The organism is Leptospira weilii, from assembly GCF_006874765.1.
GTDB classification, from domain to species: domain Bacteria; phylum Spirochaetota; class Leptospiria; order Leptospirales; family Leptospiraceae; genus Leptospira; species Leptospira weilii.
In genome coordinates this window covers 399873-419653 of sequence record NZ_CP040840.1, presented here as the reverse complement: position 1 = coordinate 419653, position 19781 = coordinate 399873, and the positions used below count along the sequence as shown (strand labels likewise).

17 protein-coding genes are annotated in these 19781 nt (G+C 43.4%); 14 read left to right on the top strand and 3 right to left on the bottom strand.

Annotated features, from left to right (window positions below; all coding sequences use genetic code 11):
* Positions 1-238: 238 nt before the first annotated feature.
* From FHG67_RS02110 to FHG67_RS02045, 12 genes are all read left to right on the top strand, one after another.
* Positions 239-1294 (top strand): tyrosine-type recombinase/integrase, encoded by a 1056-nt coding sequence (locus tag FHG67_RS02110; protein WP_036075968.1) that lies wholly within the window; start codon positions 239-241, stop codon positions 1292-1294.
* A 208-nt stretch (positions 1295-1502) separates the two neighbouring features.
* Complete coding sequence (locus tag FHG67_RS02105; RefSeq protein ID WP_142499625.1) at positions 1503-2276, top strand: ParA family protein; 774 nt, start codon at positions 1503-1505, stop codon at positions 2274-2276.
* Positions 2273-3529 carry a ParB N-terminal domain-containing protein gene (locus FHG67_RS02100; protein WP_004500906.1) on the top strand — a complete coding sequence of 419 codons (1257 nt, stop codon included), beginning with the start codon at positions 2273-2275 and terminating at the stop codon, positions 3527-3529. Before FHG67_RS02105 ends, FHG67_RS02100 begins: the two co-directional genes overlap by 4 nt.
* Positions 3526-3804 (top strand): hypothetical protein, encoded by a 279-nt coding sequence (locus FHG67_RS02095; protein WP_004501984.1) that lies wholly within the window; start codon positions 3526-3528, stop codon positions 3802-3804. The genes FHG67_RS02100 and FHG67_RS02095 overlap by 4 nt, the downstream gene beginning before the upstream one ends.
* Before the next feature lie 197 nt (positions 3805-4001).
* Positions 4002-4283 (top strand): DUF433 domain-containing protein, encoded by a 282-nt coding sequence (locus FHG67_RS02090; RefSeq protein WP_232423663.1) that lies wholly within the window; start codon positions 4002-4004, stop codon positions 4281-4283.
* Between the two features lie 8 nt (positions 4284-4291).
* Positions 4292-4633 (top strand): DUF5615 family PIN-like protein, encoded by a 342-nt coding sequence (locus tag FHG67_RS02085; protein WP_235595325.1) that lies wholly within the window; start codon positions 4292-4294, stop codon positions 4631-4633.
* 2381 nt (positions 4634-7014) lie between these two features.
* Entirely contained in the window at positions 7015-11241 is a 4227-nt protein-coding gene (locus FHG67_RS21985) for a polymorphic toxin-type HINT domain-containing protein (protein ID WP_244947488.1), read from the top strand.
* 78 nt (positions 11242-11319) lie between these two features.
* Positions 11320-11913, top strand: coding sequence for a hypothetical protein (locus FHG67_RS02065; protein WP_142499624.1), 594 nt, complete (start codon positions 11320-11322; stop codon positions 11911-11913).
* Between the two features lie 175 nt (positions 11914-12088).
* Positions 12089-12565 (top strand): hypothetical protein, encoded by a 477-nt coding sequence (locus tag FHG67_RS02060; RefSeq protein ID WP_076621941.1) that lies wholly within the window; start codon positions 12089-12091, stop codon positions 12563-12565.
* 72 nt (positions 12566-12637) lie between these two features.
* Complete coding sequence (locus FHG67_RS02055; protein WP_061216641.1) at positions 12638-12847, top strand: hypothetical protein; 210 nt, start codon at positions 12638-12640, stop codon at positions 12845-12847.
* Between the two features lie 186 nt (positions 12848-13033).
* The gene (locus FHG67_RS02050) at positions 13034-13264 is read left to right on the top strand and encodes a hypothetical protein (protein WP_142499623.1); all 231 of its coding nucleotides are present in this window, start codon (positions 13034-13036) and stop codon (positions 13262-13264) included.
* A 232-nt stretch (positions 13265-13496) separates the two neighbouring features.
* Positions 13497-14252: a hypothetical protein gene (locus tag FHG67_RS02045; protein ID WP_142499896.1), complete on the top strand. Its 756-nt coding sequence runs from the start codon at positions 13497-13499 to the stop codon at positions 14250-14252.
* An 8-nt stretch (positions 14253-14260) separates the two neighbouring features.
* Here FHG67_RS02045 and FHG67_RS02040 read toward each other — a convergent pair whose 3' ends face one another.
* From FHG67_RS02040 to FHG67_RS02030, 3 genes are read right to left on the bottom strand one after another with little or no spacing between them, the layout of a single operon-like run.
* Positions 14261-14596, bottom strand: coding sequence for a type II toxin-antitoxin system RelE/ParE family toxin (locus FHG67_RS02040; RefSeq protein ID WP_142499617.1), 336 nt, complete (start codon positions 14594-14596; stop codon positions 14261-14263).
* A complete protein-coding gene (locus FHG67_RS02035; protein ID WP_142499616.1) occupies positions 14586-14792 on the bottom strand; it encodes a hypothetical protein in 207 nt (68 codons plus the stop codon). Before FHG67_RS02035 ends, FHG67_RS02040 begins: the two co-directional genes overlap by 11 nt.
* A 47-nt stretch (positions 14793-14839) precedes the next feature.
* Positions 14840-15235, bottom strand: coding sequence for a helix-turn-helix domain-containing protein (locus FHG67_RS02030; RefSeq protein ID WP_142499615.1), 396 nt, complete (start codon positions 15233-15235; stop codon positions 14840-14842).
* A gap of 166 nt (positions 15236-15401) precedes the next feature.
* Here FHG67_RS02030 and FHG67_RS02025 point away from each other — a divergent pair, with 166 nt between their 5' ends.
* The gene (locus tag FHG67_RS02025; RefSeq protein WP_142499622.1) at positions 15402-18335 is read left to right on the top strand and encodes a CHC2 zinc finger domain-containing protein; all 2934 of its coding nucleotides are present in this window, start codon (positions 15402-15404) and stop codon (positions 18333-18335) included.
* A 171-nt stretch (positions 18336-18506) separates the two neighbouring features.
* Positions 18507-19616, top strand: coding sequence for a tyrosine-type recombinase/integrase (locus FHG67_RS02020; protein WP_061216639.1), 1110 nt, complete (start codon positions 18507-18509; stop codon positions 19614-19616).
* Positions 19617-19781: the final 165 nt, after the last annotated feature.

Sequence of the window (19781 nt, the reverse complement as noted above, 5' to 3'; positions counted from 1 at the left end):
TTGAATGTTCGTTCACTTCGCCCCCCAAAAGTTCAACTTCGCCTAGCAAAAAGGCCACTTCGCTCCCCCTTCGCCTAGGCAAAACTGGGGGGTCGCCTAGGGTCGCCTCCCCCCCGATTCTCGCATTCTGTAGGGGTTTAGATGGGGTTTCCAAGCAAAACACTCGTTTTAGTTCCCCAAAAGGTCTTCTAGGAAGAAAAAAAGGGTTCCCGCTCCTTGCTGCTGGATGGAGGAGGTCATGACTTGGAAAGAGAAGATGGAGAGACTACAGACTTCACCGGTGGGAACGTTTGAGAATTTGTGTTATTACTATTTAGAATGGAATCGCACGGCAAAGGGTCACAGTCCGAGCACACTCAGTGTAACATATTGGGTTCTAATTCATTTTTTCGAATGGTGTAGTTTGCGTGAGATGCGCTATCCAAATCAAGTTACATTAAGTGTGCTTGAGAGATACCGAAACCAGGTAATGGATGTAAAAAGGAAGAGAGACGGAAAAGAGATATCGAGCAATCAAAAACGCTATCGACTTTCTGGAATGAAGGATTATTTCGCGTGGCTGACAAGAAAGCGGGTGTTGGTCGTAAATCCGGCGTTGGATTTAGAAATCCCTAGGTTAGTGAAAAGGAACATACCGTACAACGTATTAAGTGTGGAGGAAGCGGAGAGGATCTTGTCGGTGCCGGATGTAACGGAAGTCTATGGACTCCGTGACAGAACGATGCTTGAGACGATATATTCGACAGGGATTCGTAGAATGGAACTGAGAAATCTTCACGTAAGCGACATTGACTTTGAGATGAAAACGCTCCTTGTTCGGGAAGGTAAAGGAAAGAAAACCAGGTTATTGCCGGTAAGCGACAGGGCTTTGAATTGGATTAGGAAGTATTTAGAGAAGTGTCGTCCACAATTTGTGAGGAGTGATGAAGAGAAACATCTGTTTTTAAACAGATACGGCAAGAAGATGAATCTTAGTGGCATTACACAACTTTTTATTAATTTTCGAGAAATAGCCGGTGTGAAGAAGAGACAAGCGGTTCATATCTTCCGGCATACTACGGCGACGGGGATGCTGGACAACGGGGCGGACATACGACATGTACAAGAAATGCTTGGGCACGCGAATCTCAGCACGACTCAAATCTACACACACGTAGCGATTCGAAAGCTGAAAGAGGTATATGACAAGACGCATCCGTCGATCCATACACCGGATTCGAGTTCACTTGTGGGAGGAGCTGAGACCGGCTCGAAAGACAAAGATTCAAACCAAGAAGAAACGAATACAAGTTAGATCTTAGAGTGTTAGAGATTAGTAAATCGTCTCTTTTAACATTTCAAATCTCTAAACAACCAAACGACGGACCGGCTGAAGTGAGGACTTCTCTCTTTAGCCGTATCTAAAGTTCCAAACAAAAACAAGATTAAAAAAACAAGATGCGACAGAAATGAGTTCTGTCTTCAGTTCTCAGTCATCTGTCCTCTGAACGGAGGCCGAAGGCATGCAAATTATCACGCTTGCGAATTTGAAAGGCGGGGTCGCGAAGACAACGACCGCGATTAATCTATCCATCCAGTTACGGGAGAAGAGAAATAGAGTCCTTTGTATGGACTTGGATTTGAACAACAACCTAACTGACTTTTTTCTACGTGGAGTGAGAGAGGAGGAATTGGAGGAAAGGAACATATATCACGCGCTACTCGAACAAAAAGAAATCGAGGCTTGTATATATGAGACCCGATTTCCGGGGATTGAAGTACTACCGGCTACACTTTCGTTGGGGAAGATAACGGAGGAATTAGGAAGCGACCCGAGAGTATTGGGAACGTTTGTGGAGAAGTTAAAGAAACTTGAATATGATTTTGTAATCATCGATACGCCGGTGTATTTGAGTTTGGAGCTGAGATTTGCGCTTTGGATAGCGGATATGGTATTGTATCCGGTGAGGCCTTCCCGGTGGAACTTTCAAGGAACCAAGACATTACTTGGGGAAATAGAAAGTATATACGAAGAGTATCGGGAAGCGGAAGGAAAAAGCAAGGGAGTAAAGACCTTACTTGTCCCCTCGATTGTGAGTAAGGGAAAGAAGGAAACGGAGAGAATTTTGACCTTGAGAAAGAAATACGAAGTGTCGAAGACGGTTGTTTGGAAGTTGTCTGCAATTGAAGCGGCCACAGAGACGGGGAAAGCGTTAAAAGAGAATACGAAAGGATACGAGTTATTTGAGGAGTTAACGAACGAAGTATTAAGAAACTTAAAAGGGGGTAAAAGATGAAAGCGGAAGAGAAAGCAAAAGGAACAAAGAAAGAGACCTCCTCCAAAGTTTCCTTAGAAGAGAAAGCCAAAGAGTGGATGGAAACACAAGAGTCCACTCCCCGGCCCGGCTCAACATTTGGGAAACAGTATATACCGAAGGGGATTACTCTCAATCCGATCGTGAAGATGGTGAAGCCTGAGAGTTTGAAGCCAAATCCGAGAAACGACTTTGACCACTTAAGTGAAGAAGAATATGCAAATCTCAAAGAGAACATTGCACTAAACGGAATCTTGGATGCGTTAACCGCAAGAAAGGACGGGACACTTGTCACGGGAGAGAACCGATACCGGATAGCTTTAGAGTTAAAGGAACACGAAGACGAGAACGTGCGGCGTCGAATCGAGAGTATTCCAGTCCGTTATTATATGAACGAGTTAACGCTGGAAGAGGAATACGATATACTCGAAGGCGACAATTTATTTCGAAGACATTTAACCAGTGAACAAAGAAAGGAGCGGCTAAAGAGAAGAATCCTTCGCAAATACAAGGATGAACTTGTCCATGACAATCGAGGCGGAAACAGAAAGAGTGAGTCGTCTAAGAACCCGAGTAACGATTTAGAGGAAGAGAAAACAAAAGATCATCCTCTTACTTTGATCGGAAATTCTGAAAAACAAACGGATGGAATATCCGGAAGTGAGCTTGGGCTATTCTTCGGTGAAGTTGGCACCTTAGAAGAGCAAGCAAAAGAATCAAAAGTTCACCCCGAACTTTTGATCGGTAATTCCGGAAAGGATTTGGGAAAGAAGGGATCTTCTCTTACTGGAAACGGTTCTGGAAAATCAAACTATGAGGGTCATAGTTTGATCGAGAAGCCTAAAAAAGAGTTAGCTAAAAAGATATCGGAAGAAGAGAGAATTCCACTTGGAACCGCAAGGAATTACGTTTCCGAACTTAAAAAAGAACTAAAGGCCAAAGATCCGAAGCAAACCGCCAAGAAAGAGAAACCGGCCAAGAAAGAGGAAGGCAAAAAGAGTCCGAGACAAATCGCACAATCGAAGGTGAAGGAGTTTCAAAAGAAGTATGGGAAGATGAGCGCATCGGGCAAGAAAATGGAAGTGAGTCGCTTGGTAGGAAGGCTCATACAGCTTCGAAAGAAGAAAGAGAAGTTGGATGCTGAAATAGCGGCTTACCATCAAAGCTATTCGGAGATTGTAGAAAAGCTCACCGCAGTCGGAGAAAAGAAGCGGGTTTGGGAGGTGTCTAAATGAAAAGCAAAAACGAGACAAAACGAGCCTTAAACGGAATTGACCCAAAAGTGGCGGAGAAAGAAGCTTCCCTCCCAAACAGAATGGAATCGTATGGGAAGAGATATGACAAAATGAGTTCGGCAAAGAAGAGAGAGGAAGTAAAAAGTCTATTACAGAAATGGAAAGTATATCGCAAAAAGATTCAAGAGTTGATTCTACAATTAACAAAGACAGCGGAGAAGGAAATCGAGATTGAGAGAAAACTGAGAGTGATCGGAGGAAGGTCGATCCGCTAAGAAAATTGGAAGAAATTGGGCTGAAAAAGTGAGGAAAAAAACAGCTGATTTTATCCCTCAAATTTCCTACATTTTCCTCACTTTGAAAAAAGAACCCGAATACAGTTTTCGAAAGAAGAAGGTTTTCGTATTAAAGGATGCAGAAGGAAGCTTCGCTTGGCAGATATGAGAAGGGAAAAAAGGATTGGACGAAAGCAATGAAACCAAGCAGAATACGAGACATGGATCAAGACAGACTTTTAGAAAGAATCACATACAATCCGGAAATATTCGGAGGCAAGCCGATCCTTCGAGGACGTCGTTTGGCGGTGGAACATATACTTGGAATGCTTGCGGCTGGAGATACGGCGGAAACGATATTAGAGGGGTATCCGTGGTTGGAATCGGACGACATCCAAGCATGTCTTGTATATGCGTATCGAATGATCGGACATGAAAGAATCGAGAACATACCGAAAGAAACGAGCCAGGTTGCGTGAAAGTATTTTTGGATACTTGCGTATGGGGAGGGGTTGCGAAGGAATTTAAGACTTTGGGAATCGATACGGTTTGGTCGGGAAATTTTACCAAAGACCCCGGAGATGAAGAAATTCTGAGAATAGCATATTCTGAAAAGAGAATATTAGTAACGTTAGACAAGGATTTTGGTGAACTTGCGGTATTTCGAAAACTTCCCCATTGTGGAATTATTCGTTTAGTCAATCTGTCGAGTAGGGAACAGACGAGAGTAAGTCTGTATGTATTGAAATTACACGAAAAGGAACTATTATCGGGATCAATCATTACAGCATCAGCGAACAAACTCAGACTTCGTTTACCGGACGAATGAGATTTGCTTCGAATGTTTTTGAAGAAGCTTAGAATTGGCAAAGTTAATTTTTCAAGATACGATATTCTTTCCTTAACAAGGATGTAGAAGAAAACTTCCCTCTTTAGCCGTGATTCTTGGCATATCCAAATCGCGAAGAGATATCGGAGTTCAAGGGGAAGAGGAAACGAAAGCCCCGTATTCAAGCCCGTGTTCAAGAGATATCGGCACAAAAATGCACAATAACGGTTTGAAGGATTTCGGTTTAACGAGAAGGATCTTGTTTGTATTTAAAAAACCGGGAAAGAAACCGGGAAAAGAGAGTGATTTAGAACTTTTACCGAAGAAGAAAAAAAGTACGGAAAATGGAACTTGTGCGAGTCCTAAAATGCCTCCTTTCGAAAAAACGAGTTGCCTAAATTTGTGATACCAAAAATAGTTAAACAGCACAATTTCCCTTAACTCGAAAAGGAAAGCAGTAAAAACCAACCCGCCCTAATACATTGCGCTCAAGAACGCGGAGCCTCTAAACTTAAAACCCCGATCTTTGGAATCTTTTCTAAAGACGACTCCAGCGGAAACGCTGGGGCGGAGGGGGATAGTAACTACCCCGGTGCAAATGACATGAGATTTAAAATCAAGACTTAACAATATTGAATGACTTTAGAAGGAAAAGGCTACTTTTCTCTCGTTTTCGAAAGAACTCTCGATGAAACTTAGTTCGTTTAAGGAATTCTTGAGCTTATCTTAGTCTGAAAAAATGTGGAAGGCTTAAAAATGGAATCGCGGATTCGGGAAAACACTAGCATTTACTAACATCTATCAAAATTTCATCGGAAAGGAACCAAGTTTCACGGCTAAAGACGAAAGCGGCCGCTTGATTTTTGTATTATCGCATTTCAAACGGGACTTGTTCGGAACATATGATTTCCCAAAGTGAACTTGTTCGATACTTGTGTGGAACTTGTTCGGAACATATCGTATTTCAAAATGAACTTATTCGGTATCTGTGTGAGACTTGTATGGAATCTAAAGAATGAAAAGGGAGCGAGAACGAACGCGAAACGGCTTTGATTTGCGTTTTATCGCATTTCAAACGGGCTCTGTTCGGGTTCTATTCGAGTCCTGTTCGGGTCTTGTCCGAGCCCTATGAGGCTTTTTAATCCGGCAGAAAGCAAGAATACGGTCTTGAATCGGTGAATCCTTGCAGAATACGAATTGGGACCGGGAAACGAGCAAGACTCTTGCCTGTATTCTTGAAAAACCTGAAGAAATCCGAAGTTTTCCGCAATTCCAAAGTTTGAAAGGTTGAACTTGGAAATTGGATCTCCAATTCTTCCGGAATTTAGAATGAAATCCTAAAAAATATTTCGTTTATTTCCGTTTTTTTCGGAAATCACATGAAGGAATCTGAATATTTCCAAAGTGTTCTTAGGGAAATTTTCTTGTGTATTTTCAAAAACGGTCTAAGGGGATTTTTTTTCGGGGTGAGAATTTGCTAAGGGCTAAAACGCTTTAAAACGGGAAACGCTAAGGGAAAAATGCAACTCCAGCAGTTTCAGGGTTAGGACGCCTTAGAAACGATCGCAGATTCCTTTGGAAGAAGTGAGGCTTACAAAACAGCAGAGCTTGGCGCAAGTAATCGAATCAATGCACTTGCCCAGACGATCTATGGAAACGGAGCCTACATCGTAGACAATACGGAGTTGCAATCGTTACAGAATCAGATAACAACGAACGGACAAAACCAAAGCTTTTGGCAAAATGAAATCAATGGAACGAATGGAGGATTTAACTTCAACGGTCGCAACAACACAAGCCAAACCAAAGAAGCCCTGTATGGGGACATGATAGCAGACATTGCAGTCGCAACAACGTTACAAGCGGAAGTAGTCGATGAAGAGATCACATATTTAAAAACAGCAAACGAATTTTTTGAGAAATCCGAAAGATATCAAGAGTTAGCGGAGAAGGCCAAGAGTGAAGCGAAGTTCGACGAAGCCGCGCTTTACACTGGTTACGCTGTGAGAGAAAAGAACAACGCAGTAGGATTCTTGAAAAAGAAATACTACAACTTGGGAGAAGAGATCACGAGTGAAGTGGATAACCGGGGGCTTACCTTTACGAAAAATTCTTTCTTGAGTTACAGAGATAATTTAATCAACAAAAACTTTCAGAATACGACGCAAATAGGCAAACAGATTCAAGAAGGAAAAAATCAAGTCGCGGGGATTATCGCGGAAGGAGAAAGCTACAATCAAATCCAAGGAATGATTCAGACTGCTGCAAACTTAAACAAACAAGGAGAAGAGAACAAAGAACGAGTGGAGAGACTCTTGGCGCAATCGAAAGAGCTAGCAGAGAAAAACATCGGTGAAGGACTGTTAGACGGATTGCAAGAAATGATTGCAAGCATCCAAAGTAGTTTACCGCAAGAGATATCGAACAACGGAGTCGCTCAATATATCCAAGCACAAGAGAAAGAACTTGCAGAGAAACAAGAGAAAGTGAATGAATTACTTTCTCATATGAATTCGCTTGTAACGAATCAGAACGATCTTTCCAATTTGCAAACATTGTTACAAGGAAGCAGCCAAGCGATCAACGTGGCGGCAAACAGTGCAGTGTCAAAATACTTAGACGACTACGCGAAGAAACTCCAAAAAGACAACGAAGAAAGAAGTTCGAATCTACAGAAAACACTTTTAGAAGCCTTAAGCAACGGAGACCAATACAAGTATCTCCGAGAAGCGGGATACGGATTTAGAACGGACGGAGAAGGAATTTCCGCCTACAGACAGATCTACAGCGGAGAAATCGAAATCGACGGAAGTGCGATGAAGAGCACGAGTTATTCTCCCGATTTAGAATATCAATATATACGAATTGAGACGAAGTTTAATCCCGGAAACTTGAGCGTGGATATGATGAATCCGAATTCCACAAGATTTAACGCGGAAATGGCGATTGGGATTAAAAATTACATCGACAACCTTCAAAAGAACGTGGAACAAATGTTCGCACAATTTAGCGACAAGACAAACGAGATCAAAGAAGAATACGCACAAAATCAAGAGATCCAAGATTACAAGAAGGAACTCTACCAAGAGAGTAAGACGAACATATTAGCATCCTTTCAAGCGTTGCCTGAAGATTTGAAAGGCATGTTTGAAGGAGAAATGGGAGGATTAAAGGGCTACCACGAACAAGGATCCAAATACAACTTTAATCAAGGAAGTTTCAAAGACGAAAGCGGAGAGATGAAGAAGATCGGAAAGTCGATGTACGAGGGAGCGAACATCGACGACACAGTGTTCGAAGGAAGTAGAGAACTGAAAGGCTCTGTGAGTGTCAAAGGAATACCGGTAGAAGTCAGCTACGGAATGCAGTATTTGATTGTCACATCCGGATTTAATATCTCGAACTTAGGCTACAACTTCAACTTGAAGTTAGTGGGAAATCAAAACGCAGAGAGTCAGTTAGCAACTGTAAACCAGAAGTATGAAATCTACAAAGAAGACATACAAGCTCGAATCGAGAAACAGGCAAAGGCGAATGACGCGGAAAAGGAAAGCAAGGGATTTATCTTCACAATCTTGAATGGGATGAACGGCGGAAGCGGAAGCATGGGCCAGAGATTTACGCAAGCAGTGAAGTCGGAAGTGCAAAGTCGCGTAACGGGTGCGGTAGCGGAAGCGACGGGCTTACCGGCAAGCCTTGTAGGAGCGTTAGTCGGTGGTTCGAGCATGAAAGACGCGGTGAAGGCGTATGTGAAAGACGAAACGGTAAACGCAATTTCGAAAGCGACCGGGATTCCCGCTTGGATGATCTCGAATCAAATGGAGAAGATGAATAAACCAAAGGAACAATGGTATCAAAGCCAAGAGTTCCAGATGGTAACAACAGTCGTAGCTGTAGCAGCCGCGCCCTTCACTGGTGGAGCAAGTCTAATGGTCGCGATGGCCGTGGGCGCCGGAATCGGAGCTGCAACGGGAGCGGCGAGCGGAGGACTAAAGGGGGCGCTCGTTGGTGCTGTCGGAGGAGCTGCAGGAGCCGCGGTGAAAAGTTTTACGGGAGGAGCGGTTAACGTAGGGCTTAGCTACTCGGCAGAGAACGGATTTGGAGCATCAGTTGGAGTTGGATACGGACCTGCGACAGTGAGCGTTGGAATCTCCGAAAGAGGCGGAACATCGGTAGACATCGGACTTAACAAAGCGGGCTTCAACGCGGGACTGAGTTACAACTCCAAAACAGGAAGCGTGAGTGGAAGCGCTGGATTTACTTCTCAAAGTAGCGGAACCGGATTTGCTTTGAGTTACAGTGAGGGAGACGGATTCGGTGCGAGCTTGAGTAAAAGTTTCAGCAACGGATTGAATGGGGGCTTAAGTTGGAGTGAGAAAGGCGGCGTGGGAGGAAACATCGGATACGAAGCACCGGGAGACAAGAACCAACCGAAGAATTCTCTCGCAAACCAAATGAAGGGAGCTGGTGGTACTGTAAACTTTTCTGAAAGAGATGGTTTGTCCGCTGCACTTAACGCATCGGGAGGAGTCAACGCGGGGAACTGGAGTCAATCGGGTGGTTTTCAAGCAAACACAAACTTTTTGGCAGACAAGTGGAAGGCTGATTTTGTATCGGGCAAAGCAAAAGAAGACGCAGAAGCGCAAGCCAAACAAAGAGAAGCGCAAAACAGAACCGGTGCTGATGTACTTAACGGAGCCGGATACGCAAGCGCGGAAGACAAGTTAAACGCGGCAAGAAAAGAAGCCCTGATCCACGAGATGCAAGACAGCGGACAAGATGCGAGTAAGATCCTGGATATGAGTGATGCCGACATCGCGAAGGAACTCCAGAAACGAGGAAGGAGCGGAGACACAAACGGGAACTTTGGAATCAACGAACAAGGGTCATCGAGAACATCGATACTGGATCATGTATTAGGAAGCGCTAAAGACTTTCTGGTGAACAACTTTACGACGGGCGGAGCAAGCGACCAATACGGATACGTGGGATCGGATGGGAAGTATCATCAGAACGTATGTTTTACGGCGGGAACACTTGTATGGACACAAGAAGGATTGAGAGAGATCGAAGAGATCCAGGTTGGAGAGAAAGTTCTTTCTTGGGATGAAAAGACAAGAGAGATGAGCTACCAACCGGTGATTGAACTGTTTAGAAGAAATACGACGTTACTATTTGATTTGGAGACTGAATACGGAACGGTGATTGAAACGACTTGGAATCACCCTTTTTGGTCGAGAAGGGACGAGATCGTTTTAGCAGATTCTAATGTATCTTCTTCTTACGGAGTTACTGAGACTGCGACCTTGAAACAAACGGAAACTTGGAGAAAGACGAAGGACTTGCGCGTTGGCGACGAGTTACTTTTGACTACAGGAGAATGGATTTGTGTAACTGAAGTCCGTGAATACATTGTTGAGACGACAAAGGTTTACAACATCGAAGTGGATGTGAATCATACGTACTTTGTCGCGGACGGGGTTCTGGTTCACAACTATGAGGGTGGGGCCGTGGGAATGCTCCAAGGTTTGTATGACAAGGCTAAGGGATTGATAACGGGTGGAAGTGAGAAACCCGGAGCGATACCGGTAGCCCTTGGTTCCGGAGGCGGCAAGGCGACGGGTGATATAGTGGAAGACTCGAACGGCAAGTTGTATGAAAAACAAACTAAAAAAGGCAAGACCGAGTGGGTGGAGATCAATCCGGCCACGATGAACCCGGCAAGACACGCGGAAGGCCAAGCGTTAATGGCGCACGGTGCGGCTAACGGAGATTTGGCGGCGTATTCTAAAGGGGTAGCGTTGACGAAAGGATACGGCTGGAACGACAACGGTTTGAATATGGTAGGAATCAGGGTTCCAGTGGATTCTCAGGATGCGAATCATGGCGACTATATGCTCGCGGTTAACAAAGGAAAGTTGGAAGGAGTGTATTTTGCGTCCACACAACCGGGACAAAAAAGCTTTCCGGGAACAGACAAACATCCAAGCAGTGCGGCACTCGGAGGTGTTGGAGAAATTTCGACAGGACATTTCAATATGGTGGGAGTGGACAAAACCGCAGGTGAATGGAAGCACGCGTTTTTAGCGGGAATGGTTGACGGAACGGTGCCTGGAGCGAGAGACGCGAATGCGGATGGAAAACACAGTGCGGCGGAAAGAACGTTTGAATCCTTGAAGAAGATGACCGAGGTCTTTATCCACCAAGGTGGGAATGACGTTGTTAATTTTACACCAGACAAGAAGACCAAAACGATCATAGCCGATTACGTTCCCGGAAAGGTAGATAGTATTTCTCAAGGCTGTCAGGTTCCGATCCGGAGTTACTTTTACAACGCACAAACCGGAAAGAATGAAGTGTTTACTACGTCCAGTCTCAACAAAATGGCGGGTCAACACGGAGCGTTTAACAGTATGGAGACTTTGTTCAAAAACAATCCTAAGTTTGGGTATTCGGTGATCAACGCATCCGATTACAGTGGCGGGCTCATGAACCAGTTGAACGATTTGAGAAAGAATGCAAAAGAAGAATACTTGCAGGCGGAAACTCAGAATTATTTGAAAAATAAGCCAAAATACAAAGATTTTGACGTTCAGTTTAATCGTTGATTTTGGGGATTGCCTTCCTTCTTTTAGAGGGAAGACAATTTGTTTGAGCAAAAAGAGTTAAAAAGGAAGTGTGAATATATGAGAATTTTAATTTTGTTTTTACTTACGTTTGGAATCTTGTTTTCCCAACAGGATTTAGGTGTACAAGAGGACATTGATGAAGGTTACAAAAGGATGTCTGAAGAAAAAAAGAAGGTCGTCATTCCGGAAGTTGTGGGTCTAAAGCCGCAAGATCAAAAGAAGTTGTTTGATCGATCTTCTAAGACGTATGTGGAGTTTCCGATCTTGTCCGGAAACAAACCAAGCATTGTAATCAAAACACCTTGGAATCAACAATACAATGAAAGCTGGAGAATAGTTTTTTGTTCGGATTTGGGAGAGAAGTTTGATTTGAAATACGCTCGGATCAAAAAGATGAAAACGATCGTAAGAGCAATTTTCAAAAATGGAAAAAGCGAGGTTATGAACGAAGATGATAGGAAGGAATACAACTCAGACGGATATGATCCTATCCCAATTTCAGCAATCAACGAAATGGCGTTTGAAGGTGGTTCCGGGCCGTATGGCAACTTTGTAAAACACTTCTTGATCGAGATATATATTGAAGACGCGTTCCGCAAAGAAACGGGAAAGCTTTGTGTATCTGAGATATTGCCGTTTTCAGACAGATGATGATTCACAAAAGAATCACCTGAGTCCATTTTCAAACGGAATCAAATAACATGCTAAAACGAGAATATACAAACTCCCTTGTGTTCCGGCCAAGGGAATTTGCCAAGTGGGACCAAAAAATGGATTTGATAATTGTGTAAACGAAGCCGGATATTCGGCAAGAAAGGAAACTTGAATGAAGAAGATAGTTGTATTGTTCCTGTTAGTATTGTTACAAAATTGCGCGACGACATTGCTAAAGAATGCGGCACCTGTAACGACGCCTACCAAGTGGTTGTTTGAGATTTCGGAAGTATATTCATCATCTCAATATGTGTTAGATCGTCGTCGTTACTCTCCTAAAGACGACAATGAAAGGATGGTGGTAGTAGAAGTAAAGGCAACGAATAGGGATTTAGTAAAGAAAGCGATAAATTTTAACGCAAGTATATTGGTTACAGGGAAAATGATTCGTAAAGCGGCGGTCGTAGCTAAAACAGAGAATATGATTTTCGTAGTTAGAGATCTTGGTATTGCCGAGGTTGAACCAAATCAATCGATTGAGAGAGATATGGTTTTCGTATTTCCTGAGAAAATGAAACCTGAAAAGATATTTATTCAGAATGTTGGAGAGATTAATCTCCTAGAACAACTGAATCCACAACCAAGGTAGAAAGTTGCAATACCTTTGATGTATTACAAAAGAATAATTCATACCAAGCGAACGAACTAAGGAAAAAAAAGAATGTCGGAACTACAAATACAGATGAGTTTTAGAACTTGGATCTTGTTTTTCGTAGGCAATCCTTTTACACCCGAAAGAGTAATCGAGAAATTGCAAACGATGGAAGACGTTGAACATGCGAAAAAGATCTGGAAGAAACTGAAACGAGACAGAGTATTAGGCGACGACTTTAAGGGACTCAAATTAAACCTAAAGAAAAATAAAGAGTGAAAGAGTGGGTTTTCGAAAACAAAAGAGCAATGCCGGCGGCAATTGGAAACAAGATGCTGATTCAAGGAATGATCATATATCGAAAAACAAATAAAGCTTCCTTCTTTCAATAGATCGAAAGGGAGCGAGTAAGGAAAGAGAAGAGAAATCGGAACCCATTAGAGTACAAAAAAATTGGGGGAAGAGATGGAAGAGGAAAAGAGAAGTAGTAAAGGATATGTGTTGGGGGAAGCGGTAAGAAACAAGAGAACGGGCCAAAAGATGTATGTGGACGCGATTTGGAGCCCTGAAATCAAATGCGTATATTACGATCCCGTGGAGGACAAACTTGTAAAATTGGAAGTTCCGTTTGAGGACTTGGAGAAGTTTAAAGAAGAAAATTGGAAGCGAAACGTTGAGAAGTTCGGAGAATGTTGAAATGCAGAAGAACAATGGAAAGCCGACACCGCCGTTTCAGACTAAAACTCCTTCGACTTAAGAGGTTTTAGACCTTGAAAGTATATTAGAAATCATGAGTGTATCTAAAGATCAAACTTGCCCGGTGTAATAGCCGGGTTTTTTTGTATTAGTGTGCGATATCAAAAAATATATATTAGAGAAACAGAACGAAAACGGAATGGGGAATACCAAAGCAAAGACGGAGAAAAAGATGGAAGCGGAATTAGAAGAGGAAATAGCAAGAGAACAGGAAATCTTAACCAAGTGTAAAAGAAGACTGGAAGAACCGGACTTGTCGGAAGAAGACATGAAGGAAGTCTTGGAAACCATCCTAGAGAACGAGTTTCATGAATTAGAGGGAAAACTTGGACGTGTGAGTGGCCGCTACAAGGGAAGCGAAGTCTACGGATATATCGAGATCGTACGAGCGTATTTGAAGCAAGAAGCGAATACGTTGGTAAACGGATTTCAAATAACGGATGCGGGCGCGTTGTATTTTTTGATGAGAAATTTGCAATGGTGTTTGAATGAATTTCCGGACGTATCGTTATTACTTTGTGCGTTAAAATATCATGCAAGGAATCAAGAACCGATTGAGGACAAGAAACGGCGAAAAGAATACATCCGCTTGTATCGGTATACGATCCACCGAACGATCGGGATTTTGATCGATATCAGTGAAGCTTTGGAAGTTAGGGACTTCGTAAAGGATGAAGACTTAGAGAAGCTGATGATATATTGGCGATATGAGATATTAGAGCAGTTCTCTAAAATATATGCAACCCGCAAAGAAAGTCCGTATTACAAGAAACTCGGATGGTTTAAGAGATGGGCGTTAGGCGGGTATGTGACTCGTGCGAGAGATACATTGTATATGTATTCTTCCAAAAAAGGGGAGTTGGAAAAAAGTAAGAGCGCGAATGAAAAACAGGGTGGAAGTAACAAAAAGAGAAAACGAAGGAGATAGAGGGTATTTCAAAGAGGAATGTTTATTTCTTTCAAAAGTTCTTCGATTTCGGCGTTGGAGACGTTTTCTTGTTCGGCCTTGTCGTAGATGAGCATTAGAAAGACGATAGTGTCTTTCACGAGAAAGTGAGTGATGACTCTTGCGCCGCCTGATTTTCCTTTACCTTTTGAGGCAATGGAGAGGCGGATCTTGTAACAGTCTAAAGCGATTTTGGTTCCTTGAGTCGGATTTGTTTTCAGAGACTCGATGAGTCCGGCGATTTCTTTTTTGAGAGAAGGAAACTTTTTAATGAGCCTTTTCGCTTGCCTGTCGAATTTAGGCAGAGTAAAAACTTTAAAGTTCATCGAGTAAATCTTGAGCGGGCCTTGCTTTTAGTTTACCGGCTTTTACAAGTTTCATTTCTTCGACTGCTTCTTTAACGTCTTCAATGAATTTAGCTTTGGGAGAAGTGAGAGTTTTTGTCTTCACAAAAGAAAGCCCCTTTAGGATTTCCAGGAGTGAATGGGCTTTGTCGTCTTTAATATCGAGTAGGACTTTCATGGGTTTAGTTATTGATATTTTCGATCTGTTAGAAGGATTTTTGAAATCTATTTAATCTGAAGTTCTTGTAATATTCCTATCATCTTTTTCTTGGAAAGTAAAGAGTCCAGAAAAAGAGTAACAGCTTTTTTTTCTTCTGTATCTAAGGAATTGAGTAATCGAATTTTTTCAGCAAACGATTGATCTTCGATTCGAATATCTTTAGAAGATTCAGCCGATCCATTCACTAAAATATCAAGAGAACATTCTAAGGCTTCTGCTAGAAGGACTACTGTATCCAAAGAAGGTAGATACTTACCATTTTCGATTCTATTGATATGAGTGAGATGCGCGCCTACCTTGTCCGCTAATTCGGATTGAGACCAACCTTTCTTTGAACGTAGGGAGCGAATATTATTACCGAGCTTTTCAGCAAGGATTTCTGTAGAATGAGATGATTTCACTCAGTACAACTAAGCATACGGGGTAAAAATCTCAAGGATTTTAGATATTAGGGAAAATTTCGGCTGGACTAAAGTAACCCTACGGAGTAAATGATGATTGCGTGTAAGGTTAATATCTTATCGCCCTATACGGTTAAAAAATTTTCCCTCCAAGGAGCCTTTCCTCATGGCATTCATCCCGAAAGAAGAGATTACGCGACTAAAGACGGAAACGGACCTGCTTGCCTTGGTCCGAAGCTACGGGATCGAACTGAAGAACCACGGAACGAACTGGGTAGCAAAATGCCCGTTCCATGACGACCGGCATCCTTCGTTCATCGTAACGCCTGTAAAGAATCTGTGGCACTGCATGGGAGCTTGCCAGACAGGAGGAAGCGCGATCGACTTTGTGATGAAGCGGGAGGGCTTGGGATTCAACGAAGCGGTGGAAGCCTTACAAAAACTGACACAGAGAACGGAAATACAAGTATCCCAAGAGCAAACCAAAGAACCCCGAGAAGAGACAACGAGAAAGAGATACGGAGACTTTCTACCGGATGAACAAAACATCATCGACAGAGTGTTTGTGTATTACCAAGAGACGCTGACAAAAAACAAAGAGGCCAAGGAATACCTGAAAAACCGAGGGGTGTATGACAGAGAGGCGTTAGAGAAGTTTCAAATCGGATACGTGGACGGAAGTATGGTTGGCCAAGTATTACCGCGTTGGGATCGCAAAGAGGGAAGAGAAGCGAGAAGAGTCCTGAGAGAATACGGCCTTGCACGGGAGAGCAAAGGCTACGAGAGATTTTACAAATACATAATATTCCCACTCTTGGATGAGAACGGCAAACCGGTGGGAGTGTATGGAAGAAACATAACAAGCGGAGGTTCGACCACAGTAAGACACAGATATATGCCGGGCCCACACACGGGAATCTGGAACCGGGAAGCGATCCGAGAAAAAGAACTGATCCTTTGCGAAAGCGTGATCGATGCGTTAACGATGTATGTGAACGGAATCCGGAACGTAACTTGTAGCTATGGAACCGAAGGATACACAGAGGAGCTACACAGAGAAATCGGGAAACACAAACCGGGACGAATCTTAATCGCGTATGACAACGACCCCGGCGGAAATACAGGAGCCCAAAGATTAAAGGAGAGATACGAACAAGAGGGAATGAGTAGCCATATCATGCGTTTACCGGTAGCGATGGATGTAAACGAGTATGCTCAAAAAATGAGAAATGCAAGCGACAGCCTCCACGCACTCATTTTGGATACGTTCCCGAACGAGAAAGAAACGCCTACAGAAAGAACTACAAATCAAAAAGAAGAGAAAACAACGCAAACACTTACAAACCAAAAAGAGGATATGGGAAAGGATGAAACAAGAGAACTGTCCCCGTTATTGCCTCCCCGGCTGAAGGTGGAAAGGAAGGGAGAAGAGATACACTTTGAAAGAGGAGAGAGACACTACAGAGTGAGGTCTCTTTACAAAAACCAGGGAATGGAAGTGATGCGCGTGAATTTGCGGCTCCTTGTGGGAGAGGAGTATCACACGGAGACCTTGGATATGATGAATCCGAAAATGAGGAAGGGATTTGTCCAGAGTGCAAGCGATGTGACCGGAGTGCTGGAAGAAACGATCCACTCGGATTTGAAAGAGGTGTTCAGAGAGTCGGAGGAAGCACTTTGGGAGAAATTGGAGAATAGAAGAAAGCCACAAAAAGAAGAAGTGACGCTTAGCCCTGAAGAAACGGGGGAAGCGATTCAATATTTGCAAGACCCGGAATTGGTAACGAATATACTCCTTGACTTTGAAAGGATGGGACTTGTGGGAGAGAGGGAGAATTCACTCCTCGGGTATCTTGCGACGATCACAAGGCGTACTGAGAATCCGTTAGCCGTCATCATACAGAGTTCGTCGAGTGCGGGGAAGTCGACGCTGATGGATGCAATCCTAGACTTAGTGCCAGGAGAGGAGAAAGAGAAGTATTCTGCGATGACTGGTCAAAGTCTTTTCTATATGTCCGCAACCAGTTTAAAAAACAAGGTGCTAGCGATCTCGGAAGAGGAAGGGGTGGAAAGAGCGAAGTATGCTTTGAAGATACTCCAGAGTGAGAAGAAAATCAGTATTGCAACAACGACGAAGGATCAACAGAGCGGAAGACTGTCGACGACCGAATATACGGTGGAAGGACCCGTAGTGCTATTTCTTACAACGACGAGTGTAGAGATCGACGAAGAGCTGCAAAACAGGGCGATCGTGTTGACAGTGAACGAAGACAGGGAACAGACCCGAACGATACTTACGAACCAAAGAACGGAAGAAACCTTGGAAGGAGTATTTAAACAAAATACGAAGGAGAAAATCGTAACCAGACACCAAAACATCCAAAGGTTACTGAAGAGTATAGCGGTTGTGAATCCGTATGCAAAAGAAATCAAGTTTCCGGATACGCGACTCCGTATGAGACGGGATCAAAAGAAATATCTGACACTCATCAGATCGATTGCGCTACTCCATCAATACCAAAGAGAGGAGAAAACGGCGAAGGACGCAAGAGGCAAAGAGATACCGTATATCGAGGTGGAAAAGGAAGACATCACGCTTGCGAGTCTCTTATTCAGCCGCATATTCGGAAGGAACTTAGAGGATCTTTCGGCGCATACAAAGAGACTATTGCAAGAGATCCACGAGTATGTGGAAGAGCTTTGTAAAACCAAAGGAGTAACGAGGAGCGAGATCCGACTGACAAGAAAGGAGATACGAGAGAGAACGGGAGTAAGCGACACAAGACTTAGGGTTCATCTCAAACGATTGGAAGAATTAGAATATTTGTATGTACGAAACCCAAAACAAGGGACCGCGCTCGAATACGAACTAGTCTGGGACAAGGACACGGACAACGGAAACGATTTTTACTTAGGGATTAGAACCGTGGAATTTGAAGAGGCGACAAAAAAACTGGGAAGAATATTCTCGGGAGAAAAGCGGGAAGAGATTTTGTCATCGGGAACTTTGGCCCAAATCCAAACCGACAACCTCACACCTTCATCTTTAGCAGAATCCACTCAAAACCGAGAAGAAAGCGGCGACCTCGCCTGGGGGTAGCCTGGGGATCGCCCCCCCTTCGCCTAGGGGTAGCCTAGCGAGCCCATCGGCCCTAAGAAACAAAATAACCGAGCGAAACGGCGATTCTCGAAAAAATCGAGGAACGGACAACAAAACGCAAGGTACAGAAGAAAAACAAAACACCAAAAACCTACAAAGTGAGGAATTACAATGGGAATGGACAGGGACAGAAAAATCGGAGGCCACAAGAAAAGAATCACGCTGGAAGCCCGATCGTTCCAGCCACTAACGGATGAAAAGCAACCGAGTATATTAGAAAAGAGAATATTAGAATATTTAAGATACAAAAAGGGAACGGGCACATCGATCAAGACGATACGTGCCCAGAGATTTTATTTCGAGATCTATTTTGAATGGTGTATGGAGAGAGGGATATCGGAACCGAATCAGATGACGTTGGCACTCGTGGATCGATATCAAGAATATATATCGAAGTACAAAAATCAAAAGACCAAAAAGGCGATCACGGCGGGGACTCAAGGGCATATATTGTTTACCTTACGAAAGTTTTTTAACTGGATGCAGGTAAGGGAGATGGTGTTAAAGAATCCTTGTCTGGAGATGCGGCTACCGAAGTTAGCGAAACATTTACCACAGAATATACTGAGTGTGGAAGAAGCGGAGAAGATACTGTCGACGCCGGATGTGGAGACAAGATTAGGAATCCGGAACAAGGCGATCTTAGAGTTATTGTATTCAACGGGACTTAGGAGATTTGAGTTAGCGAAGTTAAAGATATCGGACGTAGACTTAACGAATCGGACGGTGTTTGTGTATGAGGGGAAACGCAAACAAGACAGACTGATCCCTGTCTCGGAGAGAGCGCTATATTGGGTAAAGAGGTATCTGGAGGAAGTACGAATCGCATATGTAAAGGACTCGAATGAGGAGACCTTGTTCTTGTCGCAAAGGGGACGAGCGATTACCGATTATACCGTAGGTTATGTGGTAGTGACGACGAAGGAGCGATCTTTAGTCGAGAAGAAGGGATCGACACATATCTTTCGTCATACTACGGCGACTTTGATGCTTGAGAACGGGGCGGACATCCGTTACGTGCAGGAGATGCTCGGTCACAAAGATTTAAATTCTACACAAATCTATACCCACGTAGCGATCCGGAAGTTAAAGGAAGTGTATGACAGGACCCATCCGTCTTCGAATTCCGAACTGAGGGATCGGGGTTTTAGAGAACCAGAGAAGACGGAAAACGAATCGCCCGATTCGAGTTCCCAGAAAGAAGAAAACAATACGAGCTGACTTCTCTTTTGAAAGTGATTGGATGTTTGAGGGTTAGAAACTAAAAACATTCCATATCTCTAAACAACCAAACGGAAAGGACCGGTTGAAGAGAGGACTTCTCTACTTTAGCAGTATCGAGCGATCCATAGTGAGCGAGATAGCCAAAAGCCGCGAAGCGAAAGC

Coding starts and splice junctions, on each gene's coding strand:
- FHG67_RS02065 (WP_142499624.1), top strand. CDS start 11,320: ATGAGAATTTTAATTTTGTTTTTACTTACGTTTGGAATCTTGTTTTCC.
- FHG67_RS02020 (WP_061216639.1), top strand. CDS start 18,507: ATGGGAATGGACAGGGACAGAAAAATCGGAGGCCACAAGAAAAGAATC.
- FHG67_RS02035 (WP_142499616.1), bottom strand. CDS start 14,792: ATGAAAGTCCTACTCGATATTAAAGACGACAAAGCCCATTCACTCCTG.
- FHG67_RS02055 (WP_061216641.1), top strand. CDS start 12,638: ATGTCGGAACTACAAATACAGATGAGTTTTAGAACTTGGATCTTGTTT.
- FHG67_RS02090 (WP_232423663.1), top strand. CDS start 4,002: ATGAAACCAAGCAGAATACGAGACATGGATCAAGACAGACTTTTAGAA.
- FHG67_RS02050 (WP_142499623.1), top strand. CDS start 13,034: ATGGAAGAGGAAAAGAGAAGTAGTAAAGGATATGTGTTGGGGGAAGCG.
- FHG67_RS02095 (WP_004501984.1), top strand. CDS start 3,526: ATGAAAAGCAAAAACGAGACAAAACGAGCCTTAAACGGAATTGACCCA.
- FHG67_RS02110 (WP_036075968.1), top strand. CDS start 239: ATGACTTGGAAAGAGAAGATGGAGAGACTACAGACTTCACCGGTGGGA.
- FHG67_RS02045 (WP_142499896.1), top strand. CDS start 13,497: ATGGAAGCGGAATTAGAAGAGGAAATAGCAAGAGAACAGGAAATCTTA.
- FHG67_RS02060 (WP_076621941.1), top strand. CDS start 12,089: ATGAAGAAGATAGTTGTATTGTTCCTGTTAGTATTGTTACAAAATTGC.
- FHG67_RS02105 (WP_142499625.1), top strand. CDS start 1,503: ATGCAAATTATCACGCTTGCGAATTTGAAAGGCGGGGTCGCGAAGACA.
- FHG67_RS02040 (WP_142499617.1), bottom strand. CDS start 14,596: ATGAACTTTAAAGTTTTTACTCTGCCTAAATTCGACAGGCAAGCGAAA.
- FHG67_RS21985 (WP_244947488.1), top strand. CDS start 7,015: ATGATTGCAAGCATCCAAAGTAGTTTACCGCAAGAGATATCGAACAAC.
- FHG67_RS02100 (WP_004500906.1), top strand. CDS start 2,273: ATGAAAGCGGAAGAGAAAGCAAAAGGAACAAAGAAAGAGACCTCCTCC.
- FHG67_RS02025 (WP_142499622.1), top strand. CDS start 15,402: ATGGCATTCATCCCGAAAGAAGAGATTACGCGACTAAAGACGGAAACG.